Origin of the sequence: Citrobacter sp. wls718, from assembly GCF_005280945.1 — a bacterium.
Taxonomy (GTDB): Bacteria; Pseudomonadota; Gammaproteobacteria; order Enterobacterales; family Enterobacteriaceae; genus Citrobacter; species Citrobacter gillenii.
Genome location: NZ_SZWV01000007.1, coordinates 29,277 through 42,412 on the forward strand (window position 1 = coordinate 29,277; position 13,136 = coordinate 42,412).

Sequence of the window (13,136 nt, forward strand, 5' to 3'; positions counted from 1 at the left end):
CCTGGCTCGTCAGCGCAATCCTGCTGCCAGACTTCTGGGCCTATTACAGTTCATTCAGCGCATCCACACTACTGCCGGTATTTTTATTCGGCGCAATGTGGGGGATCGGTAATATCAACTATGGTCTGACCATGCGCTATCTCGGCATGTCGATGGGGATCGGCATCGCTATCGGCATTACGCTGATTGTTGGCACCTTAATGACACCAATCATTGCCGGTAAATTTGACGTGCTCATCGGCACGCCGGGTGGGCGTATGACCCTGCTTGGTGTGCTGGTCGCGCTGATCGGCGTGGCGATAGTCACTCGAGCAGGACAGTTAAAAGAACGCAAGATGGGTATCAAAGCCGAAGAGTTCAACCTGAAAAAAGGTCTAATACTGGCGGTGATGTGCGGCTTTTTCTCCGCAGGGATGTCCTTTGCCATGGATGCGGCTAAACCGATGCACGAAGCCGCCGCTGCGCTCGGTATCGATCCTTTGTATGTTGCTCTGCCAAGCTACGTAGTCATTATGGGCGGCGGTGCGGTGATCAACCTGGGATTCTGCTTCATTCGTCTGGCAAAAATGAAGAACCTGTCGGTAAAAGCCGACTTCTCGTTAGCAAAACCACTTATTATCAGCAACATCCTGTTCTCGTCCCTTGCCGGTCTGATGTGGTATCTCCAGTTCTTCTTTTACGCCTGGGGCCATGCCAAAATTCCAGCGCAGTATGACTACATGAGCTGGATGCTGCACATGAGTTTCTACGTCCTGTGCGGCGGTATCGTCGGCCTGATCATGAAAGAGTGGAGCAATGCGGGAAAACGCCCTGTCAGCGTGCTGAGCCTCGGCTGCGTGGTGATTATCCTTGCCGCAAACATTGTCGGTCTGGGAATGGCCAGCTAGTCCTGCGGATTACTGAGATGACGCCACTGGCTCGGCGTCATCCCGGTTTCTCGCGTAAACACCACCGAAAAGTAGTTACTGTCCTCAAAGCCACAACGCATAGAAATCTCACCAATCATCAACTTGCTATGTTGCAGCAAATACTGAGCGTGGCAGACCCGCACCTGTCGAAGATACTGGTTGATGGTCATTCCAGTCTGGCTGCGAAACTGCTGACGCAGCACGCGCTCGCTGCACTGCTCCCGTTGACAGAATTTATCCAGTTCAAAGGTATGCTCATGGCTGCCGGCCAGCGCAGTGATCAGCTTATCCAGCAGTGTCTCACTGGTGGTGGCCGGGAGCCTATCCGTGGCATAACGATGGCGCTTGAGAAGCGTCACCAACTGTCCGAACAACAGCTCCGCCATATCATTACATAACGGATCGCGCTGCTGGCTTTCGTGTTCCAGTTGGCTAATCACCTGTCGAGCCTGAGCCATACCGGCACTGCCCAGCCGCCAGTGGGGCTGGCGCGGCGTGCCGTTGTTAAAACCAGGGATCACATCTTCCCATCCCAGATTCAGCGTCAACCGCTCAGGGCAGTAGATAATATTCTGCAGGACGAGGTCGTTAACAGAGGTGTACGAGTGTTTGTCTGCGGCGCGAATGTAAAACAGATCGCCACGGGTTATTCGATACGGCCGATCGTTGAGAACATGCAGACCATTGCCACGCCAGACCATCACCAGCTCACAAAACTCATGAGTATGTTCGGCAAACACATCCTGCGGATAGCGATCGGCGACGGCGACGGCCTGCTGTTCGCTCGCAAAAAAGTCTGATTTCAGAAGGACTAGCTGATTCGCCACCACATCACCTCAACCTGAACGCTTGCCGGATGCGCTGCGCTTATTCGGCCTACAGGGCATTCATGTAGGCCGGACAAGGCGCAGCCGCCATCCGGCATTAAAGGGTATGATTATCAGCAAACGGACGGTAAAAAACGTTGATAGCTTTCGCGTTACTGGAGGCTGCTTCCGGCCATGACGTCGCGGCCCTGGCGAATATCGCGCGGTGACCAGTTAAACTCCCGGCGAAATAGCGTCGAAAAGTGGTTACTGTCGCCAAAACCGCAGCGATAAGCGATGTCCGTAACGCTGTCATCGCTATGGCGCAATAAGTGCCGTGCTTTGATTAGCCGTAGGCGATTGAGATAGCGCTGCGGCGTCAGCCCGGTTTGCTGTTTGAGCTGACGGTGCAAGGTGCGTAAAGAGAGCGAAAACTGCTCAGCCACCGCATCCCAGCAGACTTCGTCGGCAAAATTATCTTCCAGCCACGCCATCAGCCGGTTTAGTCGCGCATCGTTATCCGCTGCCGCTTCCATCAGACTACTTTTGCGTAGCAGCACCAGCAGTTGCATAAACAGGATCTCGCGATTGGCCGCCGTCGGCGTATCCATCTCCTCACCAAGATGCTCTATTTGCCCCACCAAGTGACGGACCTGCTGCAGTACGCCCTGATTCACGCGCCAGTGGGACGGATACTGACCGTTCTGCTCCTGAGGTAACAACTGGTTTAACCCGGCCAGAAACTGAAACGCATCAGGGGAACGATACAGTACATTTGTCAGGCACAGGTTGTCAGTATGTTCATATAAGTGTCTGTCATGATCGCGGACAAAACAGACCGTCCCGCCGCTAATGGTGTAGGGCTGTCCATTGAAAACATGAATACCTGTTCCATGCTCAACTATCACAATTTCATGAAAATCATGATGATGCTCGGGAAAAGCAGTCTGGGGCAGTCGCGGTTCGATCGCCACAGGTGCTTTACCTGTCGGAAAAAAATCCACGCAATGCAGTACGGTCATGATGACTTCCTTCCAGATCAAATGAACATGGCTGCATAGTAATTAAGGGTTATGACCCTCACCTTAAATTTTTGACGCCAAAGTGCGTAAACACGGTTAATTCTTCAAGAAACGACAGGAAAGATCGGGAAATGCGGAAGGGGTCACATCAGACAAAATCCCGCCCATTACACGAAACTGTGAACAGCATCACGTTCACCTTTGCCATGCTGCCAGCGGCTTATTGTGACTGTCACTAACAAGAAGGTACGCCGTTCCAGGGGTTCTTAGACTGAGTGCAATAAAACTCAGAAGGACCTCGCTATGACTCTTCGCCATTGTGTCGCTGTCGATCTCGGCGCATCCAGCGGACGCGTAATGCTGGCACGTTACGACAGTGACCACCGCACCCTGACGCTGCGTGAAATCCACCGTTTCGCGAACTGTCTGCAAAAAACAGACGGTTTTGACACCTGGGATATCGACAGCCTGGAAAACGACATTCGCCTGGGGCTGAATAAGGTCTGCGATCAAGGCATCCTGATTGACAGCATCGGGATTGATACCTGGGGCGTGGATTACGTCCTGATCGGTAAAGACGGTCAGCGCGTCGGTCTGCCGGTCTCTTACCGCGACAGCCGCACTACCGGCATGATGTCGCAAGCTTTAGCGCAACTGGGTAACAGCGAGATCTATCGTCGGAGCGGCATTCAGTTTCTGCCCTTTAACACCCTGTATCAGCTCCGCGCGCTGGTCGAACAGCAGCCAGAGCTGGTCCCACAGGTGGCGCATGCCCTGATGATCCCCGACTACTTCGGCTACCGCCTGACCGGCGAAATGAACTGGGAATATACCAACGCCACCACTACGCAGTTGGTCAATATCAACACCGACGACTGGGATGACACCCTGCTGGCATGGACCGGCGCAGATAAAGCCTGGTTTGGTCGCCCAACGCATCCGGGGAACGTGATTGGTCACTGGATCTGCCCGCAGAAAAATCAGATCCCGGTGGTTGCCGTCGCCAGCCACGACACCGCCAGCGCGGTCATCGCTTCACCGCTGGCCGATAACAACAGCGCTTATCTCTCTTCCGGCACCTGGTCCCTGATGGGGTTTGAGAGCAAAACACCGTATGCCAACGAGGCCGCGCTGGCGGCAAATATCACCAACGAAGGCGGCGCGGAAGGACGTTACCGCGTGCTGAAAAATATTATGGGGCTGTGGCTGCTGCAACGCGTATTAAAAGAACGGCAGATTACCGACCTGCCCGCGCTGATCGCGAAAACCGAAGCGCTACCGGCCTGCCAATTCCTGGTCAACCCGAACGACGATCGCTTTATCAACCCAGTTGATATGAGCGCAGAAATCCAGGCCGCATGCCGCGAATCCGGTCAACCCGTTCCGGTTCAGGATGCTGAGTTGGCGCGCTGTATTTTCGACAGTCTGGCGCTGCTGTATGCCGACGTCCTGCAGGAACTGGCACACCTTCGTGGTCACGCCTTCAACCAACTGCACATTGTTGGCGGCGGCTGCCAGAACGCCCTGCTCAACCAACTGTGCGCGGATGCATGCGGTATCCGCGTCATGTCCGGGCCTGTTGAGGCCTCTACGCTCGGCAATATTGGCGTTCAGCTGATGACGCTGGACGAACTTAACAACGTCGATGATTTCCGCCAGGTGGTGACCGCTAACTACGACCTGACAACCTTCATCCCAAATACTGACAGTGAAATTGCCCGCTACCAGGCGCAGTTTCAATCAACACGACAGACAAAGGAGCTTTGCGCATGACCACTCAACTTGAACAAGCCTGGGAACTGGCAAAACTGCGTTTCGCCGCGGTAGGTATCGATGTCGAGGAGGCATTACGCCAGCTCGATCGTCTGCCGGTCTCCATGCACTGCTGGCAGGGCGATGATGTCGCCGGATTCGAAAACCCGGAAGGTTCGCTCACCGGCGGCATTCAGGCCACCGGTAACTATCCAGGTAAAGCGCGTAACGCCGTTGAACTGCGCGCCGATCTGGAGCAGGCACTGAGCCTGATCCCGGGTCCTAAGCGTCTGAACCTGCACGCTATCTACCTGGAATCCGATACCCCGGTATCCCGTGACCAAATCAAACCTGAACACTTTAAAAACTGGGTGGAATGGGCGAAAACGAACCAGTTAGGGCTGGATTTCAACCCGTCCTGCTTCTCGCATCCGTTGAGTGCCGACGGTTTCACGCTGGCACATGCTGACGACAGCATCCGCCAGTTCTGGATTGACCACTGCAAAGCCAGCCGTCGCGTCTCCGCATACTTTGGCGAACAACTGGGTACGCCGTCGGTGATGAACATCTGGATCCCGGATGGCATGAAAGACATCACCATTGACCGCCTGGCACCACGCCAGCGCCTGCTGGAAGCACTGGACGACGTCATCAGCGAGAAGTTCGACCCGGCGCATCATATTGATGCCGTCGAGAGCAAACTGTTTGGTATCGGCGCAGAAAGCTACACCGTTGGCTCCAACGAGTTTTACATGGGCTACGCCACCAGCCGCCAGACCGCACTGTGCCTGGATGCAGGTCACTTCCATCCGACTGAAGTGATTTCCGATAAGATCTCTGCCGCCATGCTGTACGTGCCGCGCCTGCTGCTGCACGTCAGCCGTCCGGTGCGCTGGGACAGCGACCACGTGGTATTGCTGGATGATGAAACTCAGGCGATTGCCAGCGAGATCGTACGCCATAACCTGTTCGACCGCGTACACATTGGCCTCGACTTCTTCGACGCTTCCATCAACCGCATTGCCGCATGGGTGATCGGCACCCGCAATATGAAGAAAGCCCTGCTGCGTGCGCTGTTAGAACCCACTGAGCAACTACGCCAACTCGAAGCTAGCGGCGACTACACCGCCCGCCTGGCCCTGCTGGAAGAACAGAAATCGCTGCCATGGCAGGCCGTCTGGGAGATGTATTGCCAGCGTCACGACACTCCAACCGGCAGCCAGTGGCTGGACAACGTCCGCACGTATGAAAAAGACGTACTGAGCAAGCGTAGCTAAAGGCGCTGCCTGCCTTGTAGGCCGGATACGGTGCGTTAGCGCCGCCATCCGGCAACGTACAAAACACTACGCCGGATGGCGCTGCGCTTATCCGGCTTACGTAAGACCCGACACCCGTTCGGGCAATAAACAGGAACACCGACCATGCAAAACATTACTACCTCCTGGTTCGTCCAGGGGATGATCAAAGCCACTTCTGATGCCTGGCTGAAAGGTTGGGATGAGCGTAACGGCGGCAACCTGACGCTGCGCCTGGATGAAGCTGATATCGCCCCCTTTACCGCTGATTTCCACGAAGAACCGCGCTACATCGCGCTGAGCCAGCCGATGCCGCTGCTGGCTAACACGCCGTTTATCGTTACCGGTTCCGGCAAATTCTTCCGCAACGTCCAGCTCGATCCGGCAGCCAATTTAGGTGTGGTAAAAATCGACAGCGACGGCGCTGGTTACCACATTCTTTGGGGGCTGACCCACGAAGCCGTACCGACCTCCGAACTGCCCGCACACTTCCTTTCCCACTGCGAGCGCATTAAAGCCACCGATGGCAAAGACCGCGTGATCATGCACTGCCATGCCACCAATCTGATTGCTCTGACCTATGTGCTGGAAAACAGCACTGCGCTGATCACCCGCAAACTGTGGGAAGGCAGCACCGAATGTCTGGTGGTGTTCCCGGACGGCGTCGGCATTCTGCCGTGGATGGTGCCGGGTACCGACGAAATCGGTGAAGCGACGGCAGTTTCAATGCAGCAGCATTCTCTGGTGTTGTGGCCGTTCCACGGCGTATTTGGCAGCGGCCCGACGCTCGACGAAGCGTTCGGTTTGATAGATACCGCAGAGAAATCGGCCGAAGTTTTGGTCAAAATATATTCGATGGGCGGTATGAAGCAAACCATCACGCGTGAAGAGCTCATTGCTCTCGGCAAACGTTTTGGCGTGACCCCACTGGCCAGCGCATTAGAGCTGTACTGATACCTCCCTCATTCAACGCCGGATGCGGCTTTGCCTTATCCGGCCTACATGACGGTCCCTATTTAACCGTAGGCCCGATAAGCGAAGCGCCATCGGGCACCAGGGATTTATTATTCAGGAGAATACTTATGAGCTTTATGTTGGCACTGCCAAAAATCAGTCTGCACGGCGCTGGTGCGATTGGTGATATGGTCAACCTCGTGGCGAACAAGCAATGGGGTAAGGCGCTGATCGTAACCGACGGTCAACTGGTCAAACTGGGCCTGCTGGACAGCCTGTTTACCGCCCTTGATGCGCATAAAATGTCGTATCATCTGTTCGACGACGTATTCCCGAACCCAACGGAAGAACTGGTCCAGCAAGGTTTTGCCGCATACCAGGACGCTGAATGTGATTACATCATCGCTTTCGGCGGCGGCAGCCCGATCGATACCGCTAAAGCGGTGAAAATCCTGACCGCCAACCCTGGCCCGTCTACCGCCTATTCCGGCGTGGGCAAAGTTAAAAATGCCGGCGTACCGCTGGTTGCCATTAACACCACCGCGGGTACGGCCGCAGAAATGACCAGCAATGCGGTGATCATTGATTCCGCACGCAAGGTGAAAGAAGTCATCATCGATCCGAACATTATTCCGGATATCGCCGTCGATGACGCCAGCGTGATGCTGGAAATTCCTGCCTCAGTCACCGCCGCTACCGGTATGGACGCCCTGACCCACGCGGTGGAAGCCTATGTTTCTGTTGGCGCGCACCCGTTAACCGACGCCAATGCCCTGGAAGCTATTCGCCTGATCAACCAGTGGCTGCCTAAAGCCGTCGACGAGGGTCACAACCTCGAAGCCCGTGAGCAAATGGCATTTGGTCAGTATCTGGCGGGGATGGCGTTCAACAGTGCAGGTCTGGGTCTGGTGCATGCGCTGGCACACCAGCCGGGCGCGACGCACAATCTGCCGCACGGCGTCTGCAACGCTATCCTGCTGCCGATTATCGAAAACTTTAACCGTCCAAACGCCGTGGCACGCTTTGCCCGCATAGCACAGGCCATGGGCGTCGATACACGCAACATGAGTGATAAAGTGGCAAGCATGGAAGCCATCAACGCGATCCGTGCCCTGAGCAAGCGCGTGGGCATTCCGGCAGGCTTCAGCCAGCTAGGCGTGACCAAAGAGGACATTGAGGGGTGGCTGGACAAAGCACTCGCCGATCCGTGCGCACCATGCAATCCGCGCACCGCCAGCCGCGAAGACGTCCGCGCGCTGTATCTGGAGGCGTTATGATCCGCAAAGCCTTTGTGATGCAGGTGAATGCCGACGCGCACGTTGAGTATCAGCGTCGGCATAATCCCATCTGGCCGGAGCTGGAAGCCGTACTGAAAGCCCACGGCGCGCATCACTACGCGATTTATCTCGACCAGGAGCGCAGCCTGTTGTTTGCCACCGTTGAGATTGAATCCGAAGAGAGCTGGAATGCCGTCGCCAGCACCGACGTGTGTCAGCGTTGGTGGAAGCATATGCGTGACGTGATGCCCACTAATCCGGACAACAGCCCGGTGAGTGCGGAGCTAAAAGAAGTGTTTTATCTGCAGTAGTATTGTAGGCCGGATAAGGCGCTAACGCGCCGCATCCGGCACAACGCAACATAACAGTTAGCTCTGCTCAGAAACCAGAATCGCCTGGGTATCCGGCTCCAGCGCTTTAAAGATATGTGCCTGGTCCGCGGGATAACAAATGTAATCCCCTTCGCCTAACTCTTCCGGCGCGTCGGTCAGTCCCACCAGCGCCTTCCCCTGCGTCACAATAATATGCTCAACAGACCCCGGCGGATGCGGGTGTGAGATGCGGTCAGCACCCGGTTGCGTCAACAACAGGTAGATATCTCGCCGCGCACCCGGTGGACAGGCCGCCAGTAAAATAGCCTGATAATGGGCCTGCTCCGCCACCACTTTGGTCCCTTCACCCCGGCGTATCACCTGGGTTTTTTGCACCACAGGCTCCAGCAATCGCGCAAAGGGAATATCCAGCGCCACACACAGCGACCACAGCGTTTCCAGGCTAGGATTGCCATTGCCCGCCTCCAACTGCGAGAGCGTCGATTTTGCAATGCCCGCGCGGCGGGCGATTTCTGCCAGCGACAGACCGGTACGCTGACGTTCACGCACCAGGCTTTTCGCAATCATACTGATGGGTTGGGTCATACATGACTCCATGTTCTTTATATCGAACGAATCGTTCGGCTTGTAAAGCAATCTTGTTACGTTCATTATAATGGAAATTCGTTCGATATGGCTAAAGCAGGATGAAACATTATTTTTCCAGTCTCAAAGGCGACACGATAAAAGCAATATTTTTAGTCTGTCTGGCTGTCGGCGTAGTCGGCATGTCATACGGCTCGCTGGCGATGGCTTACGGCTTCCCGCTGTGGGTGCCGTTTGTGCTCTCGATTACAGTGCTGGCGGGTGCGTCTGAGTTTATGTTTATCGGGATTGTTGCCAGCGGTGGTAATCCGCTTGCCGCTGCTGCTGCCGGTTTACTGGTCAACGCACGCCACGTGCCGTTTGGCGTGACGGTACGCGATCTGGTGGGAACGCGGGCCGCCAGTTTCCTCGGCTGCCATATCATGAACGATGAAAGCGTGGTGTTTGGCCTGTCGCAAAAAACGCCGGTGCAGCGCAAAGCCGCCTACTGGCTGTGCGGCCTGGGCGTTGCCATTGTCTGGCCGCTGGGCACGCTGCTTGGGGCGATGGTTGGCAAGCTACTGCCCGCACCGGAAACCATCGGCCTGGATGCCGTTTTCCCTGCCATTCTGCTGGCCTTAGTGGTCCCGGCATTTAAAAACCGTACCACGCTGGTTCGCGCCTGCAGCGGTGCTGCGCTGTCGCTCGCCGCCGTCCCGTTTGCGCCGGTGGGCCTGCCGGTACTGCTTTCACTGTTTGGCTTACTGGCGAGGAAAAAATAATGGGCAACATGACGCTGTTTATCGTCGGTATCGCCGTACTCTCTCTGGGAACCTATTTGATGCGTTTAGGTGGAGCAAAGTTGGGGAGCCGTCTGGCATTTTCCACGCGCTCGCAGGCGCTGCTTTCCGATGCCGCGACGGTATTACTGTTCTCCGTCGCCCTGGCGACCACCTTTTACGAAGGTGAGCACTTTGCTGGTATGGCGCGCGTTCTCGGCGTGGGGTTTGCAGTGTTCCTCGCCTGGCGCAAAGTGCCGTTGATTATGGTGATTATCGCCGCTGCTGTGGTGACGGCGTTGTTAAGGATGGCGGGAATAAACTAAAAAAGCGCCTCAAGGGCGCTCTTTCGACAGTACTGAGGTATTTTATTTCAGCAGTTCAGCGGTCATATGCACACGGTTACCGCTGTAGGCCTGAGTGATTTTATAATCGCTTGCGCCAGCACGTTCCGCCTGAGCGGCAATTTTTGCTTCAGTGCTTTCCAGAGTTGACCCGGTAGCGGTAACAGACTGAGCAGCGAAAGAACCGAAAGAGGTAGCAAGAGCGATAACTGCGACAAAAGTTTTGATGTTTTTCATGATGTAAACCCTTTAATTTAGTTGTTTGAGTAAGGCACCGTGCCTTGATGTGATAAATATTAGCCCTCACACCGCACAACTAAAAGCGGAAGGATTTGCCTGTCTTATTCAAATTATTTGAGAGATAACATGTCAACCGAATACGATCAAAAATTGCTGTCAGGCTCGCGAAAAAAACCACTCTCCGCGGGCAGTTGGTTACTGCGTCAAGGTGAAAGGCAAAGCAAAATTTATTATTTACATCATGGCGTTGCCCGTGCGGTGTATCACTCAGACAACGGTTCAGAACGGGTGAAAGAGTTTTACTTCCCGGGTGAATATTGTTTTCTGTACCTGAACTGGCTAACCCACACCTCGGCAGATTACAGCCTGCAAATGATCACCCCGGGCGAAATCAGTGAAATCTCGCTGGCATTGCTGGATGCGCCGGAACATCAGGACATCAAGACACAGCTCCTGGTCCAGCAGTTGATCTACAAAGAGAAAAAAGAACAAATGCTGCTGCTTAATACGCCAGAACAACGCTACCAGTATGTTCAGACACACTTTCCCAGTTGGGAATTGCAGCTCACTCAGCGGGACCTCGCCCACTACATTGGCATTACGCCCGTTAGCCTGTCCCGCATTCGCCAGCGCCTTAACAAAGGTTAACGCATTCGCTTTTCGCATAGATTATTGTCCCGCCACTCTTCACAAGATGGCGCGCATGATGAACGCATTTTTTCTCTCTCAGCTGCTGGCCTGCATCAGCTTTGTGCTGGATATTTCAGCCTTTCATTTCCGGCGTCGGGCGATGACGTTAGTGCTGTTGACCAGCTCAACCAGCCTGCTGGCCATTCATTTTTATCTTTTGCATCAACCCGCCGCCGCAGGATTAATGCTCATCGCCGCCTGTCGTTATGCGATAACCATCGTGACGCAACGCCGCTGGGCCATGTGGGGATTTATGATTGGGTCACTGCTGTGTAGTGCTTATCTCTGGCAGGGAATGTGGGGCCTGCTGCCGCTCGCAGGAAGCCTGCTGATGACCTATGCGTCGTTTCAGACACAGGGTGGAAAATTACGTGGATACACATTGTGTGGCAGCCTGTGCTGGCTACTGAACAATGCCATCGTCGGCTCGCCCGTTGCTGTAATGATGGAGCTGGCATTCTCAGGCAGCATTGTGGCAGCCTGGTGGCGTTACTCCGCCACCAGACGTTCCGGATGCGTATAAATCGTTGCCCTGCCCGGTTTACAAAAACCCACCAGCGTCAGGTTACAGCGTTCGGCTACTTCTACGGCCAGTGTCGTCGCGGCAGAGACAGCAAACAGAATCTCCACGCCGCACATCGCCGACTTTTGCACCATCTCATAACTGGCGCGACTGGAGACTAAAACGGCTCCCTGCCGCCATGTTTCGCCTTCAATTGCACGCCGCCCGAGCAGTTTATCCAGCGCCACGTGGCGGCCCACATCTTCATGCCCTCCCGCCAGATTCCCCGACGGCTGGACCCAGGCCGCTGCGTGCGTACAGCCCGTCAGTTGCCCCACGGGCTGGAAGTCGTGCAGATGCTTTAACGCGCGATCGAGGTCCGCCAGGTTAAACGTCTGGGTAAACGCCAAAGGCTGAACCGGCTTGCCAATGTCATTGAGCTGTTCCACGCCGCAAACGCCACAACCGGTACGACCGGCCAAAGCTCGACGGCGCTCTTTCAATCCCATAAAACGACGGCTGGACAGCTCAACCTGAACTTCTAATCCGTTACAAGAAGGCACCACTTCCATGCCGTAGATATCCTGCGGGGACTCAATAATGCCTTCAGAAAGTGAAAAGCCCATCGCAAAATGCTCAAGATCTTTCGGTGACGCCATCATCACCACGTGCGAAATCCCGTTGTACACCAACGCAACGGGCACTTCTTCAGCGACGACATCCGGCTGAGGATGTTGCAAATCCTCGCGTTTCCAGAGGGTCAACTGGCGCGATCCCGTCAAAGCCGTCACATTTTCGATGTTTTTTTGAATAATCTTATTCACTTTCTTTTAACCATATTGGAACACACATACCAACATTGTGGTATTCTTTACAAATCCCTCCTGGACGGAGGGAAATTCACCCAATTCTGGACCTTTGCGGTCCCGTCCGCAAAGAAAAATAACAACCACTTCCCTCGCGATCGCGATACACCTACGCGAAGGGAACGTGACAATGTCGAAACAAGGAGCGAACCATGCAGGTCAGCAGAAGGCAGTTCTTTAAGATCTGCGCTGGCGGTATGGCAGGCACCACGGCAGCGGCACTGGGTTTTGCACCCGGCGTAGCGCTAGCGGAAACACGGCAATATAAACTGCTGCGTACCCGCGAAACCCGTAACACCTGCACTTACTGTTCCGTTGGCTGTGGACTGTTAATGTACAGTCTCGGTGACGGTGCGAAAAACGCCAAAGCATCCATCTTCCATATTGAGGGCGATCCGGACCATCCGGTGAACCGTGGCGCGCTGTGCCCGAAAGGGGCTGGTCTGGTGGATTTCATCCACTCCGAAAGCCGGCTGAAATTCCCGGAATACCGTGCACCAGGCTCCGATAAGTGGCAACAAATTAGCTGGGATGAGGCATTTGACCGCATCGCGAAGCTGATGAAAGAAGACCGCGACGCTAACTACGTTGCGCAGAACGCCGAAGGCGTCACTGTTAACCGCTGGCTTTCCACCGGGATGCTGTGTGCTTCCGCCTCCAGTAATGAAACCGGCTATTTAACGCAAAAATTCTCCCGCGCGCTGGGTATGCTCGCGGTCGACAACCAGGCGCGCGTCTGACACGGACCAACGGTAGCAAGTCTTGCTCCAACATTTGGTCGCGGTGCGATGACCAACCACTGGGT

16 protein-coding genes are annotated in these 13,136 nt (G+C 55.0%); 11 read left to right on the forward strand and 5 right to left on the reverse strand.

The annotated features are described in order from the left end of the window. Positions 1–887, forward strand: an 887-nt coding sequence (gene rhaT, locus FDW95_RS01495) for an L-rhamnose/proton symporter RhaT (RefSeq protein WP_249358858.1), incomplete at its 5' end; no start/stop codon positions are given. Here rhaT and rhaR read toward each other — a convergent pair. After that, entirely contained in the window at positions 884–1,735 is an 852-nt protein-coding gene (gene rhaR, locus FDW95_RS01500; protein ID WP_115260009.1) for an HTH-type transcriptional activator RhaR, read from the reverse strand. The two genes, rhaT and rhaR, sit on opposite strands and share 4 nt — an antisense overlap. 152 nt (positions 1,736–1,887) lie before the next feature. Continuing rightward, positions 1,888–2,736, reverse strand: coding sequence for an HTH-type transcriptional activator RhaS (rhaS, locus tag FDW95_RS01505; protein WP_096758841.1), 849 nt, complete (start codon positions 2,734–2,736; stop codon positions 1,888–1,890). Positions 2,737–3,039: 303 nt separating this feature from the next. On the opposite strand from rhaS, the gene rhaB reads away from it, so the two are divergent. From rhaB to rhaM, 5 genes are all read left to right on the forward strand, one after another. Further along, on the forward strand, positions 3,040–4,509 hold the full coding sequence (rhaB, locus tag FDW95_RS01510) for a rhamnulokinase (RefSeq protein ID WP_137363391.1): 1,470 nt from the start codon (positions 3,040–3,042) through the stop codon (positions 4,507–4,509). Further along, positions 4,506–5,765, forward strand: coding sequence for an L-rhamnose isomerase (gene rhaA, locus FDW95_RS01515; protein WP_115259798.1), 1,260 nt, complete (start codon positions 4,506–4,508; stop codon positions 5,763–5,765). The genes rhaB and rhaA overlap by 4 nt, the downstream gene beginning before the upstream one ends. 144 nt (positions 5,766–5,909) lie before the next feature. Next, a complete protein-coding gene (gene rhaD / locus FDW95_RS01520; protein WP_115259799.1) occupies positions 5,910–6,737 on the forward strand; it encodes a rhamnulose-1-phosphate aldolase in 828 nt (275 codons plus the stop codon). 128 nt (positions 6,738–6,865) lie between these two features. Next, a complete protein-coding gene (gene fucO, locus FDW95_RS01525) occupies positions 6,866–8,014 on the forward strand; it encodes a lactaldehyde reductase (protein ID WP_115259800.1) in 1,149 nt (382 codons plus the stop codon). After that, positions 8,011–8,325, forward strand: a complete 315-nt coding sequence (gene rhaM, locus FDW95_RS01530) for an L-rhamnose mutarotase (RefSeq protein ID WP_115259801.1) — start codon at positions 8,011–8,013, stop codon at positions 8,323–8,325. The genes fucO and rhaM overlap by 4 nt, the downstream gene beginning before the upstream one ends. Positions 8,326–8,382: 57 nt before the next feature. On the opposite strand, the gene FDW95_RS01535 is transcribed toward rhaM, so the two are convergent. Further along, entirely contained in the window at positions 8,383–8,931 is a 549-nt protein-coding gene (locus tag FDW95_RS01535) for an XRE family transcriptional regulator (RefSeq protein WP_115259802.1), read from the reverse strand. 101 nt (positions 8,932–9,032) lie between these two features. Here FDW95_RS01535 and FDW95_RS01540 point away from each other — a divergent pair, with 101 nt between their 5' ends. After that, positions 9,033–9,692: an AzlC family ABC transporter permease gene (locus FDW95_RS01540; RefSeq protein WP_115259803.1), complete on the forward strand. Its 660-nt coding sequence runs from the start codon at positions 9,033–9,035 to the stop codon at positions 9,690–9,692. After that, on the forward strand, positions 9,692–10,015 hold the full coding sequence (locus tag FDW95_RS01545) for an AzlD domain-containing protein (RefSeq protein ID WP_115259804.1): 324 nt from the start codon (positions 9,692–9,694) through the stop codon (positions 10,013–10,015). The genes FDW95_RS01540 and FDW95_RS01545 overlap by 1 nt, the downstream gene beginning before the upstream one ends. Before the next feature lie 42 nt (positions 10,016–10,057). Here the strand turns inward: FDW95_RS01545 and FDW95_RS01550 are convergent, their stop codons facing one another. Then, positions 10,058–10,270 carry a YdgH/BhsA/McbA-like domain containing protein gene (locus tag FDW95_RS01550; RefSeq protein WP_115259805.1) on the reverse strand — a complete coding sequence of 71 codons (213 nt, stop codon included), beginning with the start codon at positions 10,268–10,270 and terminating at the stop codon, positions 10,058–10,060. Between the two features lie 129 nt (positions 10,271–10,399). On the opposite strand from FDW95_RS01550, the gene FDW95_RS01555 reads away from it, so the two are divergent. Next, complete coding sequence (locus FDW95_RS01555; RefSeq protein WP_115259806.1) at positions 10,400–10,921, forward strand: Crp/Fnr family transcriptional regulator; 522 nt, start codon at positions 10,400–10,402, stop codon at positions 10,919–10,921. Positions 10,922–10,976: 55 nt separating this feature from the next. Then, the gene (locus FDW95_RS01560; protein ID WP_249358860.1) at positions 10,977–11,486 is read left to right on the forward strand and encodes a YgjV family protein; all 510 of its coding nucleotides are present in this window, start codon (positions 10,977–10,979) and stop codon (positions 11,484–11,486) included. On the opposite strand, the gene fdhD is transcribed toward FDW95_RS01560, so the two are convergent. Beyond that, entirely contained in the window at positions 11,453–12,289 is an 837-nt protein-coding gene (fdhD, locus tag FDW95_RS01565; RefSeq protein ID WP_115259808.1) for a formate dehydrogenase accessory sulfurtransferase FdhD, read from the reverse strand. The genes FDW95_RS01560 and fdhD overlap by 34 nt on opposite strands. Positions 12,290–12,483: 194 nt before the next feature. On the opposite strand from fdhD, the gene FDW95_RS01570 reads away from it, so the two are divergent. Further along, on the forward strand, positions 12,484–13,136 hold a 653-nt coding region (locus tag FDW95_RS01570; RefSeq protein ID WP_152973959.1), incomplete at its 3' end, for a molybdopterin-dependent oxidoreductase.